At 66.9% G+C, this 15851-nt stretch carries 16 protein-coding genes; 4 read left to right on the top strand and 12 right to left on the bottom strand.

Annotation, left to right across the window (positions count from 1 at the left end; genetic code table 11):
• Positions 1 to 21: 21 nt before the first annotated feature.
• Positions 22 to 552 (bottom strand): hypothetical protein, encoded by a 531-nt coding sequence (locus ITJ64_RS08200; protein WP_194680168.1) that lies wholly within the window; start codon positions 550 to 552, stop codon positions 22 to 24.
• A 169-nt stretch (positions 553 to 721) separates the two neighbouring features.
• On the opposite strand from ITJ64_RS08200, the gene ITJ64_RS08195 reads away from it, so the two are divergent.
• Positions 722 to 1705, top strand: a complete 984-nt coding sequence (locus tag ITJ64_RS08195) for a helix-turn-helix transcriptional regulator (protein WP_194680167.1) — start codon at positions 722 to 724, stop codon at positions 1703 to 1705.
• Here ITJ64_RS08195 and ITJ64_RS19320 read toward each other — a convergent pair.
• The 11 genes from ITJ64_RS19320 to ITJ64_RS08140 all read right to left on the bottom strand — a co-directional run bounded on the left by ITJ64_RS19320 (position 1609) and on the right by ITJ64_RS08140 (position 11139).
• On the bottom strand, positions 1609 to 2148 hold the full coding sequence (locus tag ITJ64_RS19320; protein ID WP_194680166.1) for a hypothetical protein: 540 nt from the start codon (positions 2146 to 2148) through the stop codon (positions 1609 to 1611). The genes ITJ64_RS08195 and ITJ64_RS19320 overlap by 97 nt on opposite strands.
• Before the next feature lie 71 nt (positions 2149 to 2219).
• Positions 2220 to 2915 carry a YoaK family protein gene (locus ITJ64_RS08185; RefSeq protein ID WP_194680165.1) on the bottom strand — a complete coding sequence of 232 codons (696 nt, stop codon included), beginning with the start codon at positions 2913 to 2915 and terminating at the stop codon, positions 2220 to 2222.
• Positions 2912 to 4198 carry a threonine/serine exporter ThrE family protein gene (locus tag ITJ64_RS08180; protein WP_194680164.1) on the bottom strand — a complete coding sequence of 429 codons (1287 nt, stop codon included), beginning with the start codon at positions 4196 to 4198 and terminating at the stop codon, positions 2912 to 2914. The genes ITJ64_RS08185 and ITJ64_RS08180 overlap by 4 nt, the downstream gene beginning before the upstream one ends.
• Positions 4198 to 5670: a class II fumarate hydratase gene (gene fumC / locus ITJ64_RS08175; RefSeq protein ID WP_194680163.1), complete on the bottom strand. Its 1473-nt coding sequence runs from the start codon at positions 5668 to 5670 to the stop codon at positions 4198 to 4200. The genes ITJ64_RS08180 and fumC overlap by 1 nt, the downstream gene beginning before the upstream one ends.
• Before the next feature lie 135 nt (positions 5671 to 5805).
• Positions 5806 to 6924, bottom strand: coding sequence for a cupin domain-containing protein (locus ITJ64_RS08170; RefSeq protein ID WP_194680162.1), 1119 nt, complete (start codon positions 6922 to 6924; stop codon positions 5806 to 5808).
• A 40-nt stretch (positions 6925 to 6964) separates the two neighbouring features.
• A complete protein-coding gene (locus ITJ64_RS19315; RefSeq protein ID WP_370545151.1) occupies positions 6965 to 7111 on the bottom strand; it encodes an acetolactate decarboxylase in 147 nt (48 codons plus the stop codon).
• Between the two features lie 91 nt (positions 7112 to 7202).
• Complete coding sequence (locus ITJ64_RS08160) at positions 7203 to 7649, bottom strand: lipocalin-like domain-containing protein (protein WP_194680160.1); 447 nt, start codon at positions 7647 to 7649, stop codon at positions 7203 to 7205.
• The gene (locus ITJ64_RS08155; protein WP_194680159.1) at positions 7646 to 9268 is read right to left on the bottom strand and encodes an MFS transporter; all 1623 of its coding nucleotides are present in this window, start codon (positions 9266 to 9268) and stop codon (positions 7646 to 7648) included. Before ITJ64_RS08155 ends, ITJ64_RS08160 begins: the two co-directional genes overlap by 4 nt.
• Before the next feature lie 54 nt (positions 9269 to 9322).
• On the bottom strand, positions 9323 to 10318 hold the full coding sequence (locus tag ITJ64_RS08150) for an NAD(P)H-quinone oxidoreductase (RefSeq protein WP_194680158.1): 996 nt from the start codon (positions 10316 to 10318) through the stop codon (positions 9323 to 9325).
• A 72-nt stretch (positions 10319 to 10390) separates the two neighbouring features.
• Positions 10391 to 10549, bottom strand: a complete 159-nt coding sequence (locus tag ITJ64_RS08145) for a zinc transporter permease (RefSeq protein WP_194680157.1) — start codon at positions 10547 to 10549, stop codon at positions 10391 to 10393.
• A 20-nt stretch (positions 10550 to 10569) separates the two neighbouring features.
• Positions 10570 to 11139, bottom strand: a complete 570-nt coding sequence (locus ITJ64_RS08140; RefSeq protein WP_173181797.1) for a hypothetical protein — start codon at positions 11137 to 11139, stop codon at positions 10570 to 10572.
• Between the two features lie 204 nt (positions 11140 to 11343).
• Between ITJ64_RS08140 and ITJ64_RS08135 the strand changes: the two genes are divergently transcribed.
• The 3 genes from ITJ64_RS08135 (at position 11344) to ITJ64_RS08125 (ending at position 15730) form a co-directional block, all read left to right on the top strand.
• A complete protein-coding gene (locus ITJ64_RS08135; RefSeq protein WP_194680156.1) occupies positions 11344 to 14184 on the top strand; it encodes a LuxR family transcriptional regulator in 2841 nt (946 codons plus the stop codon).
• Positions 14185 to 14387: 203 nt separating this feature from the next.
• Complete coding sequence (locus ITJ64_RS08130; protein ID WP_228507742.1) at positions 14388 to 15137, top strand: hypothetical protein; 750 nt, start codon at positions 14388 to 14390, stop codon at positions 15135 to 15137.
• A 2-nt stretch (positions 15138 to 15139) separates the two neighbouring features.
• On the top strand, positions 15140 to 15730 hold the full coding sequence (locus tag ITJ64_RS08125) for a PRC-barrel domain-containing protein (RefSeq protein WP_194680155.1): 591 nt from the start codon (positions 15140 to 15142) through the stop codon (positions 15728 to 15730).
• Positions 15731 to 15851: the final 121 nt, after the last annotated feature.

Below are 15851 nucleotides of genomic sequence, written 5' to 3'. Positions count from 1 at the left end.
CACCTGGTCGGTTCGATTCGGCTAGGACTGGTCCGGACCGGTGAGCTCGGCAAGACGCTGCAGAGCGGCTCGGGAGTCGTCGTCGGTGCCGCGCAGCACGGCGAGAGATAGATCGAATTGACCTGGCATTGTCATCGCTTGATAGGTGAGGGAGAGCGGCCCGACCTGTGAGTGATGCACGGAGAACGGCAGAGGTTCAACTGTGTCGGAGGCTCCAGCCCACGCTTGCACGAATTCAGGGCTGGCGGCGGATAGCTCCTCCACAAGCTCTTCGAACTCCGCGTCCCACTCGTACAGGGCCAGAGCCTCTTTCAGCTTGTCAGCGAGCTGCTGAGGAACAGTCTGCACTCCGGCTGGCAGCTGCCCCGCGCAGAAAACGACCCGGACGAGGTTCACGCCCTCGTTGAAGATCGGCGAAATCTCTTTGGCGAGGTCGTTGGACGCGATGACGTTGAGGTAACGGTCCCTGATGAAAGCCGGGACCGCGGTCCACGCGTTGATCATCTGCAACGCTTCAGCGGGAACGACGCCCGGTGAACCCTCGTCGCGCATGCCCCAACGCTATTCACTCCGCCCGTGCCCAAGGTAGTAAAACCGGGGTCACCTTCACAGCCGCCGGTTGTCCCGAACCAGGCCACAGACAGCCGTTTTCGCCCCCGCCAGATATGTCTTGTAGGGAAGAATAAATCCTATAGTCACACCCATTTCTGGAGGACGTCGCATGCGCTCGATCGGGCCCGAGAACACGCTGGGCGCCTTCCTACGCGCTCGTCGTGAGACGGTGCAGCCCGAAGATGTCGGCATCCTGCGACTCCCGGGCCGTCGAGTCCCAGGACTTCGACGAGAAGAAGTCGCCGACCTCGCCGGTGTCAGCCTGGACTACTACCTGCGCCTTGAACAGGGCAAAGACAGCCGCCCCTCGGACCAGGTCGTCGTCGGTCTCGCTCGTGCGCTTCTGCTCGACGGGGAGGGCCGGCAGTACCTGATGAAACTCGCCCAGCCGCAACCCTTCATTCGTGCTGCCCCCGAAGAGCAGATCAACGACGCTGTGGCGGAGCTGCTCACCCAGTGGTCGCACATGCCGGCCTATGTCTGCGACGCCAACCAGAACGTCCTAGCCGTGAATCCGCTGGCCACTGCGCTCGCGTCCAGCATTCTGGTGCCAGGGATTAACCACCTGGTCGCCGCCTACGACGACTATGCAGCCTTCTGCGCCCAACCCTCGGACTATGACCGGCGCACTGTCGAAGAGGCCGGCTGGGAAGGCGCGCTTCGCAATCTGACGGCCGCTCTCCGATTCAACGGCGACCCCGCCGACCCGAAATTCCGCGAGGTCCTTGGCCTCCTCTCCGAGCGCCACCCCGCGTTCCGACGAATCTGGGCGCTGCACGAGGCAAAACCGCAGCTCAGCGGCACGAGCATGTTCGAGGTGGAGACCTTCGGCTGGGTGGAACTCAGCTGGCAGACGCTCAACGTTCCCGGACCGGCCAACCTCTCCGTCACCCTGCACTTCGCTGCAGCGGGCTCACGAGGAGCCGACGCCCTCGCCTATCTCGCCGCACGCGGCAAGGCAACCAATCATGGTGCCGAGCTACGTGACCGGCCGGGTCAGTTCGAAACCGACGAGCTCGCCGCCAAGCGTTCAACCGCCTCCCGTCCGGCAGCGTCAGAGGGGACGAACACGAGGACTGCGCAGTCGTCCTGACCTGACACACCCAGCACACTGTATGTGCAGGTAACTGTTCCGGCGGGGGTTCCTTCGAACACGATTGGGCCTGTTGTGGGCATCCGCGTGTTGGGGTCCGCCCACATTTCCGAGAAGTCGCGCGATTCGGCCGCCAGCTCCCCCAGGATGCGCTGGGAGGCGCGGTCGCCGTCATGCTCGTCGACGAAAGAGCGGAGAAGGCCAGCAGTTGCGGATGCCGCCTCCCGCCAGCTCGGGTGCGCGGGCTGGCTATCCGCTGATAGGAATGTGAACCGGGCCATGTTCGCCCCGATCTGAAAGGCCCCCGAAAGACTCTGAGCGACGTCAGTCGCTGCGAGCACATTCAGTCGGCGGTCGATCACAACTGCGGGAAGGGGCCGCCAGGGGTCCAGCAGTTGCTCCCACGGTGCCGCGTCACCGCGCAGGTGATTTTGATCACTCATGCTTCAAAGCTACGAGTCGTTCGAGTCGCCTGACTGGCCCCCTCACTCCACCCCTCAGTGGTTGCCCGAAATCAGGTTGCCGCTCTCGTTCGGGTTCGGGTGCGGGGTGCGAGCACGACGATCAGGAGAGCGACCGCGAGCACCGCAGGGATGATGGCGGCGTGGTCACTGAAGAGGGTAGCTCCCCCGGCACCAATCAGGCAGCCGCCGATGAACCCAGCCAGGAGTGGCCAGCTCGCAGTCCACTTCGCCCTGGCGTCAGGCGCTTCGCCGCGGGTGCGAAGAATGTCGGTGGCGGCAACGGTCGCGGCAACGAGGTTGCCGGTCATCACCGCGGTGGACAGCGCCCTCGGCGGGACGATATGCAGGTAGGCGTTCTGGAACGCCATCGCACACACCGCGCAGATCCCGATCACGATGGCCATCCCGTCCTTCGGATGCGCCGACGCGACAGTCGTGAACGAGAGCACGCCGGCGGACACCAGGAACGCGGCCTGCGCACCGAACAGCACCGTAGTCACCCGGGGAGCGTTCGAGCCGATCCGCCGGGCGACGACAGTCGCGATCGCCGTGGTGAGGATGAACACGGGGATCGCCAGCAGAGCGACGATGTCGGGCCGGGTGCCGGTGACGATATCGGCGGCGATCACGACCAGGTTGCCGGTGACGTGGGCGGAGAAGAACCCGCCGAGCAGCAGCCAGCTGGTGACGTCGGTCACGCCGGCGATCAGGCTGAGCGCGGTCGGGATGAAGATCGCCCTGTTCATGCGCGTGCCCCGCGTCGTGATCGTTGCTGCTGCAACTGCCCGTAGAGGTGCATCGGCACGGCCAGACCGACTGCCATCGCCATGATGATGAGCACCGCAGTGGTGCCATCGGAGATCCCGCCGAGCAGCTGCGGGTCAGCTCCCCCGAACGGCAGGCTGTCGAGGGCGTCGATCGCCCGGAACACGAACACCCCCGGCACGAGCGACACCACGGCCGCGAAGCCGATGCCGGCGAAGGGGATGTGCAGCCGGTGCGCGACCGGGGCGAGCACGATCCCGACGAGCAGGCAGGCGAGGAACGCGCCCACCACGATGTTCATGTCCCAGACGCTCATCGCCCACCACCGCAACCCGTGCGCCACCGCCCCGATGATCACCGGCCAGACGATGAGCCGGTAGGGCATCGAGAAGTACACCGGGTACGACGCTGCGGCGATCGCGGCGGCGACGACGTCGAGCCAAAACGGTACGGTGCGACCGGCCGGGTCGGTGGGCAGGTTGGTGCCGAAGAGCGCCAGCGCGATCGCCAGGCCGGTGCCGATTGAGAGCAGCAGGAGTGCGGCGTACCCGAGTCGGGCGAAGCCGAGCGGGATGCGCAGGGCCAGCAGGTCGAGGGCACCGTTCAGGATGTGCGGGCCGGGCACCAGGATCATCGCCGGACACACCGCGATCAGCCGCAGCGACGAACTGAGATCGGCCTGCACCGCGAGCCCGCCGATGATGCCGGCGAGGAACGCGGCGGCGAACACCTGGCCGATCGGTCCGATGTGCGCCCGGCCGAGCAGACGCCTGATCGCACCGCCGAGCGCGGCGCTGCCGGCGGCCAGCAGTACCGCCGTGGCATCCTGAGCGCCGAAGATGATCGCCAGGGAGCCGGCCCCGGTTGCGCAGGCGATCAGGAAGATCCAGAGGTTCGCGGGCCGCACTGCGTGGGCGCGGCCGAGCGTTGTGACCAGGTCGGCCCGGCCGGCCGCTTTGTCGCCGAGCTGGTCGATGGTGCGCATCAGCACGGCGACGGCCCGCATCGAGATGCCGGTCGGCGCTGCCGGCACGATCCTGGCCGGCAGCGCGTTCTGTGCGGACTGGTCGGTGACGGTCACCGACGTCCATCCAGGGACCAAGGCGAAGTCGGTCCCGAGGCCTCGGTTCATCCGTTCCACGGCGGCGAGAGTCACCGAGGTGGATTCTCCGGAGGCCTGCAGCAGGGCTGCCGCCCCGGCGACGAGATCCTGATCGGATTCGCTCGTCGCCGGGGCCGCAGCCCGAACGGTCTTCTTGATCATCAGGCGCCGCCGACGCCGTTCCCGACGAGGGACGCGGGGACGACGATCTTGTCGAACTGCTCCGCGGTGACTTTGCCCGAGGCCAGCGCCGCTTCGCGGAGGGTCTGGTCGTTGGCGAGGGCGCTCTCGGCGATGTGGGCGGCGTTCTGGTAGCCGATCACGGGGCTGAGGGCGGTGACGAGCATCAGGCTCTCGCCCACGTAGGAGGCGATCTTCTTCTCGTTCAGCTCGGTGCCCTTCACCGAGTAGGTGAGGAACTTCTCGACCCCGTCGCCCAGGATGCGGGCCGAGTGCAGGAAGTTGTTGATGATGATCGGCCGCATCGCGTTGAGCTCGAAGTTGCCCTGCGAGCCCGCGAACGCCACCGCCGAGTCATCGCCCAGCACCTGGATGGAGATCATCACGATCGCCTCGCACTGGGTCGGGTTCACCTTGCCCGGCATGATTGACGACCCCGGCTCGTTGGAGGGCAGCACGAGTTCGGCGAACCCGGTGCGGGGGCCCGAGGCGAGCCACCGCATGTCGTTGGCGATCTTCATCAACGACACCGCGACCCCGCGGAGGGCCGCGTGGGCGCGCACGATGGCATCGAGGGAGCCCTGCGCCTCGAACTTGTTCGCGGCGGTGACATATTTCTTGCCCGTCAGCTCCGCGATCTTCGCCGCGACCTTCTCCGAGAACCCCGCGGGCGCATTCAGGCCCGTGCCGACCGCGGTTCCACCGAGCGCGAGCTGCAGCAACCCCTCGCGGGAGTGCTCGACCTCACGGATGACGCCCTCGAGCATCGCCGCATAGCCCGACCACTCCTGGCCCACCGTGAGCGGCACGGCGTCCTCGAGGTGGGTGCGGCCGATCTTCACGACGCCCATCCACTTCTTCGCCTTCGCGTCGATCTCGGCGTGCAGTTCGCGCAGCTTCGGGAGGAGGCGCTCGTCGATCTCGGTGATCGCAGCGATGTGCATCGCGGTCGGGAACGAGTCGTTGCTCGACTGCGCCATGTTCACGTCGTCGTTCGGGCCCACCGGCACCTGAGAACCCAGCGTGCCGCCGAGCAGCTGGATGGCCCGGTTGGAGAGCACCTCGTTGATGTTCATGTTGCTCTGCGTGCCCGACCCGGTCTGCCACACGTACAGCGGGAACTCCTGATCGAGCTTGCCGGCGATGGTCTCGTCAGCGGCCTGCACGATAACCTTCGCCTTCCAGTCCGGGAGTCGGCCTGCTTCCTGGTTGACCAGGGCGGCCGCTTTCTTCACGATGCCGTAGGCGCGGTACACCTCGATGGGCATGTGGTCGTTGCCGATCGAGAAGTGCTGCAGCGACCGCTGGGTCTGCGCACCCCAGTAGCGGTCTGCAGGGACGTCGACGGTGCCCATGCTGTCGAACTCGGTGCGCTGCCCCGTCGCGTCGATCCCGACCGGGACGTCGGTGTAGACGGGAGTGGCGGGGGCGTTCTGATCGATGGTGGTGCTCATGGTTGGAACCTCCTGGTGGGTGTGGTGGTGGGTCGAACAAGTCCTTCGCGCTCTTCCAGGAGCGCTCTCCAGTTCCGGGGAGACGATCTGCCGGTCTTGGAACTGTTTGTGGGTGGGGGTGGCTCTCGGGCGGTGTCAGGCTGGTGCGGTCGTCCCAGAACCAGTCCTCGCCCGGCTCGAAGCTCTGAATGACCGGGTGGCCGGCCCCTTCGGCGTGGCAATCGGGTCGCGGGGATTGTTCCGCGGCACGATGAGCGGGTCGATGGGGGTGAACGGGAACTCCGGCAGCTCTCGTTCGGGGACTTGGAACGTGGCGGCGAGCACCTCCCGGGAGAAGGCGGTCGCGGTGGCGCGGTAGCCGACGTCACCGGGGACGAACTGGTCGAAGAAGATCAGGAATTCGATCCCCTCCTCGCTGAGCGCTTCGATGTGGTGCGGGTATGCACGCGGTACGAAGTACGCCTGGCCGGGGTTCAGCTCGTAGGTGTCGACGGTGCCGTCCGGGTCCAGGACGGTCATGCGGGCGTGGCCGCTCTTGACGTACCCGAGCTCGGCGGTGATCGGGTGCCAGTGCGGTTCGCGCATGCCGCCGCCGGTGATGTTCAGGGAGTACATCGACAGGTCTTCCAGGGCTGCCCAGAACTGTTTGCGGGCCAGCTTCGCGTGTCCGTACGGGTAGGCCAGCGGGGCGATCTGCCCTTCGGCGTCGAACAGGTGGGCGTTGGGCAGACCGACGTTGTCGGGGATGCTGGCGGTACCAGTTCTGCGGATGATCTGCGGGGCGTCACCGCGCGGGAACCCCTCGAATGCGGAGTCCGGCTGGTCGTAGGTGTTGCCGAGCACGGCGTTGCTCATCACGTTGACGCTGTTCTGGAAAGAGAAGTGCTGCGGGTCGCCGGTGCGGAGGGCGGCGATGATCTCCGCCTGCCCCTCCCCCACGTTCTCGATGTGGTAGATCGCGCCGGAGGCGACGTGATACATCTGCCCGGTCTTGACCAGGAACGTTGCGAACTCGTCGCCGGTGGCGAGCATCGATACCAGCACGGTCCCGCGGGTGACGTAGGCGATCTGGTTCGAGTTGACGTTCCACTGCGGTTCCCGGATCGCACCGGGCTCGAGCACGATCCTCTTGAGGGTCATGCCGTCCAGGATCGGGAAGTTGCCGGTGCTCAGTTGGGCGACCGAGCCGAGGTCGCTTTCGAAGGTGGGTGCGGCGTCGACGAGGGACGCGACGTGGCGGGAGGGGGTGCTCATGACGTTCCTTTTGAGTGAGAGGTGATCGGGGATGGTCGATTTAGTGGAGGTGGTAGCCGGGAACGGATAGCCCGGCCTCGAATGCGGGTGTGCGGAACCCTGCCGCAGTTCCGGTGGTGGGCGCGAATGTGTTGAGGATGGATGGAATCTGGCCACCGGTCGCGGCGTTGATGCGTTCGGTGAGCACCTCGAGCGCGGCTTTCACCGTCGAGGCGGTCTCCGGCCCCCAGCCCGAAGTCGCCGTGCTGGAGCAGCCGACTCAGTTGCGGGATGCGGGGTTATGAGTGCACCCGGCCCCACGTCAACTCGACGTGGAAGCTTCGGCCGTCGGGCGTGATCGCGGGGAGTGTCTTGCCGTAGAGCAGGTTCCCGTGGACGGTGAAGGTGCGGACCTGGGTTCCGCCCTGCCATCCGGGGAACAGGGCGATGTCGATGTGGTGGGTGACGGTGTCCGTGTCGGAGTCGAGGGTGAACGGGCCGCCGTAGGCGATGAAGTCGCGTGCCATGGCGACGATCTCCGCGTCGGTGGCGGTCTCGGGGGTGGGGGCGCTGCTGGCCGGGCGGGTCATGCTGCCCAGGACCGCAGTGACGATGCCGTTGGGGCTGTAGCTGAGGTACCCGTCGGCTTTCGGGCCGAACTGGGGTCGGCATTCGCCGTCGGCGAAGACTTCCTCGGAGCTGACGAATCTCCAGGCTCCGACGAGGTCGTCGATGGTGGTGGTCATGGCTGGTTCTCCTGCTTCATGTGGTGACGTCGGGCGATCTGAGTTGAGGTGACGGGGAAGGCGATGCGGGTGCGGCCGACTTGGATGAGGTGGTGCACGTCGATGGTTGAGGCGAGGGCGCTGGCGGTGTGGATGGTCTCGTCGTCGTACTGGGTGGGGCGGGTGCTGTGTTGCTGCAGGTGCTCCTGCCAGCTCCCCACCCCGAAGACTTCAACGAGCTCGCCCGGGCTCTCACGGTCCTGGTAGAGCGTCCACGTCCGGGCTCCGGTGCGCCGGCGGCTGTGTTCCACGAGTCGCATCTGCTCCACGAACGCCGCCCGGTTCTCCTCGGGCACGTCGTAGCGGACGAGCACGAGGGTCAGCCCTTGGGGATCGATGTCGGCGCCTTGGTCGGGTGCGAGCGGGAACGGTGCGGTGGGGCGCTTCTTCTCGGCGGTCGGGAGAAGGGGCCACAGCAGCTGTGAGGCGGTGACGACGATCACGATGATGCCGGCGGCCGCCGTTGTGATGGCGGTGCCGGCCCAGCCGGCGACTCCGCCGCTCCCTGCGGCTCCGACGGCGAGGGAACCGAACAGCACCATCTGGTAGATGGACAGCCCTCGAGCTCGAACCCAGACGGGGAGGAAGGACTCGACGACCCCGTTGAGGGTGGCGACGACTCCGATCCAGGCGGCGCCGACGACGGCGAGCACCGGCAGAGTCAGCGCTAGAGACGGGGAGAGGGCCACGACCACTGTTCCTGCGCCGAACAGTGCTGAGGAGATCAGCACGGTGTGGTTGGGTCCGAACCGGTCCCGCACGATCGGGGCGAAGAATGCTGCCGCAACGCTTCCGACGCCGAGACCGGCGAGGAGGACCCCGTAACCGGCGGAGTCCAGGCCCAACTGGTCGGTCGCCAGTACCGGCAGCAGCGCGTAGAGGACGCTGCCCGGCACGACGAACAGGCCCAGCCGGACATAGAGGCGGCGAACGACGCCGGAGTGGGTGACGTAGCGGACGCCAGCCCGGGTCGCATCGATGAATCGTTCGGGCTGGTGCAGGTCGGGGCGGTAGCTTCGCCACCCGATCAGCACGATCAAGAACACCGCGAAGGAGGCGAGGTTCAACGCGAAGACGAACGCAACGCCGAGGCTGGACAGCAGCAGGCCCGCGATGGCCGGACCGATCGCTCGGGCGAGGTTCACGGAGATCGCGCTAAGAGAGGCCGCATTCGGGATCATGCGTGTCGGCACGATCTCGGCGGAGATCGCTTCGTAGGCGGGCAGCTGCACCGCGGATGCGGCGCCCAGCAGCAGTGTCAGCACGAGCAGCAGGTAGGGGGTCATCTCTCCCGCCGCGGTGAGGGCGACGAGGCCGGCGCTGATGAGCACTTGCGCGGCCTGCACCCAGATCAGCAGGCCCCGTCGGTTGAGGAGCTCACCGAGAACTCCGGCGGGGATTCCGAGCAGAAGCACGGGTGCGGCGGAAGCTGTCTGAACGAGTGCGATGAGCAGCGGTGGGCTGTTCTGCTCGACCATGAACCATTGCGCGCCAACGGTCTGCATCCAGCTGCCGATGTTGCTGACCAGGGCGGCGATCCACAGTGCGCGGAAGATCGGCACCGTGAACGGCGCGAGCACTCGAACCGGACCGGTGGCGGTGTCGGCGGCGGTGTCAGTCATGATTATGGTCTCTTAGCGGGGCCGGTGACGACTGGTTTCGAGGACGACTTTCCCGACTGTTCGGCCCGACTCGAGCAGCTCGTGGGCGAGGGATGCTTCGGCAAGCGGGAACACAGTGTCGACCACAGCACGGATCTCGCCCGCCTCGAGCAGGGGCAGCACGTCGCGGGTGACGCCGGCGACGATTGCTGCTTTCTGGTGTGCGGGGCGGCCTCGTAGGAGGGTGGCGGAGATGCTCGCGCGGCGGGAGAGCAGCTCCCACAGGTCAAAAGTGACCGGTCCTACCGCTCCTCCGATGATGACCAGGTGCCCGTCGTCGGCGAGGCACTCCATGTTGCGGCGGAGGTAGGTGGTGCCGACGATGTCCAGGATCGCGTCAACGCCCCGGCCGTCGGTGGCGTCCAGGGTCGCGCTGACGAAGTCCGCGGCGCGGTAGTTGACCGCTTCGACCGCTCCGAGGTCGAGCGCCGCTTGGGTCTTCGCCTCACTGCCGGCGGTGGTGATGACCTGTGCGCCGATCGCGGTCGCCCACTGAATCGCGAACGAACCGATGCCCCCTCCGGCGCCGTGGATGAGCACAGCCTGCCCGGCCTTCAGACCGGCGATCATGGCGAGGTTGGAGTACACGGTGCAGGCAACCTCGGGTAGCGCGGCCGCTTCGATCATGCTGAGGCCGGCCGGAACAGGCATCACCTGGGCTGCGGGCGCGATCGCTGCCTCGGCGTAGCCACCTCCGGCGACGAGGGCGCAGACCCGGTCGCCGAGCTTCCAGGTGGTGACCGCGCTGCCGAGCGCGGTAATGGTGCCGGCGACCTCGAGTCCGAGGCCGGGTGGGGCGTTCGGTGGCACGGGGTAGTGCCCGCGCCGTTCGAGCAGATCGGCGTTGTTCACCCCGGCCGCGGCGACCTCGATGCGCACGTCGTGCGGTCCTGGTTCCGGCGGTTCGACCCGCACAAGGTGCAGGACGTCAGGGGGACCCGGGTGAGTGAAACGGATCGCAAAGGACATCGAGGTTGGTTTCCCTTCTGGGCGCGGCCGTGATCGAAGGGGGCTCGTAGCCCCCTTCGATCAGCTGGCTACTCAGTGCTCGTCGTAGTGGTCCCCGTGCAGGGCGTGACGGTGCGAGTCGTGGATGTAGTCGACGTGGTCGCCGTGGGCGACCGCTTCATGTCCGCATCCTTCGCCGTGTTCGTGCACCTCAGTGGTGTGGTGCTCGTCATGCACGTCGTCCGTGGTCATTTCTGATCCTCGGGCGCGGCTCAGGCCTTGGCCGCTTCGGCCTCGGCTGCGCGGGCCTTCGCGAACGCAGCGATGCTGCGGGCGTAGTGCGGGGTCTCGACCTCGCAGTGGGCGCCGGAGGCGTGCTGGCGGGCGGCGGCGGCCTCCTCGAACGTCTGGCCGCTGTCGATGATGAACTTCAAGAAGTCCTCGGTGGGGTGCGAGGTGACGGTGTTGACGTAGCGGAGCTGGTCGCCCTCGAGCTGCTCGATGCCGAGCTCCCAGATGACCTGGGTGGTGGTCCAGCCGGCGGCCGAGTAGACGTCGGAGATCGAGACCATCTTGCAGTAGGTGGGGCTGGCGACCTCGTAGCGGTACTGCTGGATGACCAGGCCGGTGCCGATCATCTCGACGTTGATCGACATCGGGGTGCCGTCGTCATCCACGGTGTAACCGGCGGCCTTGTGGTCGCCAGGCGCACAGCGCTCATACTCGTGCGTCGGCAGGGTCTTCAGCCACTGCTCGATGTCGACGTACTCGAACGGTGCGGTCACGTCGGCGGTGACAACGGCGTGCGAAAGCACGAGGTCGTCGCGAACCATAACGCTCATTGGATTTTCCTTCCGGTTGTGCCGGGTTCCCGGCGGGGATGCGTGACCGGGGGCCACTTCATCGGGTCTGAAACCCGCATGTGGAACCGTAGATTCGGCCCCGGGATCCCCACATCCCCCGGTTCTGTCGCGGATATCGCATGGTGCTGAGGGTGGTTGTGAGGGGGCCAGGTCCAGCCCCAATCGGCTCGATACCGTGGAGGGGTGCTTGCTGATGGCCGTCAGGCGCGCCGACTCGGCCTCGACGCGCTCTCTGGAATGGGTGCCGGCCGCTACCACGCGGCCATTCGCGGCCGTGAAGCCGAAACCCGTCAGATCGAGCACGGCTTCGACGTCGCCGCTGCCGGCGATCAGGCCGTCACGTTCATCTCCGGCGACCCGGGTATCGGGAAGACGCGACTGTTGCAGCACGCATTGCACATTGCGGCAGATCGCAACTGGACAACCATGGTCGTCGCGCCCGACATCGACTCGGCTCTCTCGCCGCTGGGCGCGCTGATCGGCGCGGCAACACGAACCGATCCGCCCCTGGTGACCAACGATGACCTGGGCCCGCTCATGCTCTCGCCGGCACCGAAATACTGGCTGACCCGCATGATCGCCGAGTCGCTGGAGAGCCAAGCCAGCAAGTCCGGTGCGCTGGTCATAGTCGATGACCTGCAGTGGTTGGACGCAGGATCTCTCGGCGCCATCACCGCACTCATCCACGACCTGCAAGGCGTCCCGGTGTACTGGCTTCTGGCCAGCCGCACCGGGGTCTACAGTGCAGCACATCAACGATTCCTCGCACGGATCGGCGAACTCACTCCCACCATCGACCTCCCGCCGCTGGACAAGATTGCGGTTGATGACATGGTTCGAGACGCGTTCGGCAGTCAGCCTGGGCCACGAGTCGAGCAAGCTCTCACTCGCGCCGCCGGGTATCCCCTGCTCGTCCTCGAGCTCCTCCGCGGCCTGGAGGAGGAGGGTCTGCTCCAATCTGCCCGCGGGGTCATCGATCTTGATGACGACACCCTCCCCGCTCGTTTCGGAACATCTGCCAGGGACCGGCTGAGTCATCTGAGTCGCGATGCGCTACGGATCGCGCAGATCGGGAGTCTCTACGGCAGGGACTTCCCCCTCAGCGGAGTACTCGACATCCTGGGCCAGACCGCTGCTGCGGCCGCACCCGCGCTTCAAGAGCTTCTCGACCTGGGTTTCGTGGTCGACACGAGCACGTCCTTCGCCTTCCGTCACGACACCGTTCAGGCGGCGGCGAGCGAGAGCTTGTCGCCCTCGCTTCGCCGGGCCATGACCCGTGAGGTGATCCACCGTCGCCTCCGCGCCGGGGAAGGGGTTGCCACTCTCGCGTCGGCGATCGTGTCGGTCGCTGAGGCCGGCGACGATGAGTCGATCGAGCTTCTCTTCCTCGCCGCTCAGCAGCTTTCCTCCACGGACGTGCAAGGAGCCGCTGAACTCGTCATCACCGGCGCTCAACTCACCTCCGGTAACGCGGCTCATGCCGACCGAGTCGCGGCCATGCTTCCCCTCGTCCTCGCTGGAGGACGAATCGAAGAGGCCATGGAAATGAGCCGCACGCTGAGGCCGCTTCTCAGCCCTGACGCTCGCGCGCGGGTCAGTCTCGCTCTGGCACGCCAACTCACCGAGTCGGACTTCGACGGCGCACTCCGCGAGTCTGCGGCGGGTCTTGCCATACCGGGCATCTCGGACGAGTCACGCGTCGGGCTGCTCTCCGTCCGCGCCCTCAACTTCGCCAACAAGGCTGATGAACAAGGGCTGCGCACCAGTCTGGCTCTCGCTCGGGAGGCGTCAGACGACGGCCGCGATGGGCTCGCTTTGGCCACGCTCGACGCGACAGAATCCGTGCTGGTCTTCTACCAAGGCGACTTCGACACGGCCGAACGGCTACAGCGGCAAGCGCTGGACCGTGTAACCCACCTCGGTATCCCGACCGGACTCTGGCTCCCGGAAGGCCTCTGGTTGGCTTTCATGCGGAACAGCACAGGCCACTGCGACGAAGCTCTTCGGCTCACCGACGACGGTCTGGCAGAAGTCCGCGCCGCAAAGAACGTCCTCGCCGAGGCCTATTGGATGATGGTCCGATCGCGGGTTCTGTACAGCCTCGGCCGGTTGGACGATGCCCGGGCACAGGCCGAAACTGTCCTCGAGCTTGGAGAGCAGCTGGGGCTTGGCGACTTCATGAACGCCACCGCAGGAGTCGTTCTACATCGCATCTCCCTCCGCACCGGAGACGTACCGCTGCGAGAGAGGGTCCGCCCACTCATCCAGAGTCTTGCCGACAGCGTGGGTCTCACACGCACCGGCAGATGGAGTCTCGCCATGGAGGCACAAGAGCGGATGAAGCCAGACGAAGCGTACGAATACTCCCGCCTTGCCATCGCGACGCTGCGGGACGCGACTCCCTCGATGACCACCCCCGCTGATTTCGCTGACGATTTCGTGCTCGCCTTCATCTGTCAGGTCGCCGGCGACCTTGATGCCGTTGACGTCGTCGTCGAGGTTGCACAGGACCGTGCCGACAAGAATTCAACGAACGTCTTCGTCGCCGCCGTCGCTCGGGCCGCGCGCGGTATCCGGGACCGCTCCGCTAACGACCTCCTGGCCGCTGCCGAACAACTTCGGGACGAATGCCGCCCTCTCGTCACGGGAACCCTGTTCGAGGCCGTCGGCATCTACTCAGCGACCCCGAAACAAGCCACAACTGCCCTGACCGACGCGTTGCATTTCTATACGCGCTGCGGTGCCACCCGCGACGCCACCCGCGTGCTCCAGATGCTGAGAAGCAAGGGTGTTCATCAGCGACCCATCAGCCCCACAGATGCCAGGGATGCAACAGGGCTGTCCCCCCGGGAACGTCAGGTCGCAGCGTTCATCAGTTCCGGCCTCACGACGCAGCAAATCGCCGATGAACTGCTGGTCTCTCCGCACACCGTCGTCACCTACATCCGACACATCTATGCGAAGTGGGGCCTCAACACGCGACGGGAGGTAGCCGAGCGCTACGCCGAGTTGGGCCCCATCTAGCCGACCGAGTGCACTTCACGCATGGGTAGATTCGCGCGGTAGTCGTCAGGTCGGCTACCGCCTGGTGCAGCTCACACTCGGCTTCAGCCGGGTTATAGCGCGGGGCGCGACCACTGTCCAGGGCGGGCGGGAATCGGTCAACGGGTGCTGACTGGAGTCAGGAGCACGGTGGCGTGAGCCCGCCGTCGACGGAAGGACTCAGCATGACCATGTCAGACCCCGATCGCAGGGCCGGCTCGGTGCCGGCGGACTCGACCACCGGATCGGTGCCGGCCGGATCGGCGCCCGCAGGGTCGGTTCCCGCAGGATCGGCGGCCACCGGCTCGACGGTCGCCGGATCGACGGCAGCAGGCACCACGGCCGGCGGCTCGGTGCCGCTCGAGGAGCGCAGCACCCTCCGCCAGGACGTCGTCGAGCGCGAGCGCCGCGAGTTCGGCGGCTTCAAGTTCGGCTCGGCCTTCTTCGGCTGGCTGACCGCCACGGGCACCGCCGTCATCCTGACCGCGCTGGTCGCGGCGACCGGGGTCGCGATCGGCCTCGGCATCCGCGATGACGGCAGCGTGCAGGTCAGCGACGAGCAGGCCACCACGGTCGGCATCGTCGGCGCCATCGCGCTGGTCGTGATCATCCTGATCGCCTACTTCTGCGGCGGCTACGTCGCTGGCCGGATGGCCCGCTTCGACGGCCTCAAGCAGGGCCTCGCCGTGTGGATCTGGGCCATCGTCATCGCGGTCGTCGTCGCCATCGTGGCGGCGATCGGCGGCAGCCAGGTCGACGTGCTCGGCAACCTGAACAGCTTCCCGCGCATCCCGGTCAACGAGGGCGCACTCACCACGACCGGCATCATCACCGCCGTGGTCGCGGCCGTCACGAGCCTCGTCGGCGCCCTCCTCGGCGGGGTGGCCGGGATGCGCTTCCACCGCAAGGTCGACCGCGCCGGATTGGGGCGCTGACGATGCTGCCCTCCTCCAACATCCAGAGCATCATCGGGGCCACTCTGTTCGGCGCCGACGACACCAAGATCGGCCGCATCACGACGGTGCTGGTCGATGCGGCCGACGGGCATCCGACCTTCGCCGAGGTGCACACGGGCTTCCTCGGCCACGCCACCCGGCTGGTGCCCCTCGACGACGCCCGCTGGGAGCGCGACGACGTCTACGTCTCGTACCCGGCGGCCCTCGTGAAGGACGCGCCCCGCCACGAGGCCGCCGGCGGCATCAGCCCCGAGCAGGAAGACGAGCTCCGGCGTCACTACGTGGGCGAGGCTCAGGATGCGCGTGCCGACGCCGCTCCGGCGGCCGCCGTCGGGGAACCCGCCGCCCGCGAGGCTGCCGACCGTGACGCGGATCGCGTCCACGACCGCCGGGACGGCGACCGCGACCACACGCCCGAGCATGCGGCGGGCGACGTGCCGCCGGTGCCCGACATCGAGGAGGGGCAGGTGCTCCGCGAGGAGCGCCTCGTCGTGCGTCGCGAAGAAGTGCCCGTCGACGACGACTCCTCCGCGCGCCACGCGGCCCCTCCCGGCGACACGCCGCGCATCTGAGCGCGAGCTTCGAACACCGGTTGTTCACAGGCTGTGGATGGATCTGTGGAGAACGCGTGCACAAGACGGGGACAACTTGTCAGAAGCGCGAATCTCCGCCGATCCAGGGTGTGGAAACTCC

The organism is Herbiconiux sp. VKM Ac-1786, assembly GCF_015350805.1.
GTDB lineage: Bacteria > Actinomycetota > Actinomycetes > Actinomycetales > Microbacteriaceae > Herbiconiux.
The sequence above is the reverse complement of the archived record's forward strand: the minus strand, read 5'-3'. Positions and strand labels throughout refer to the sequence as shown.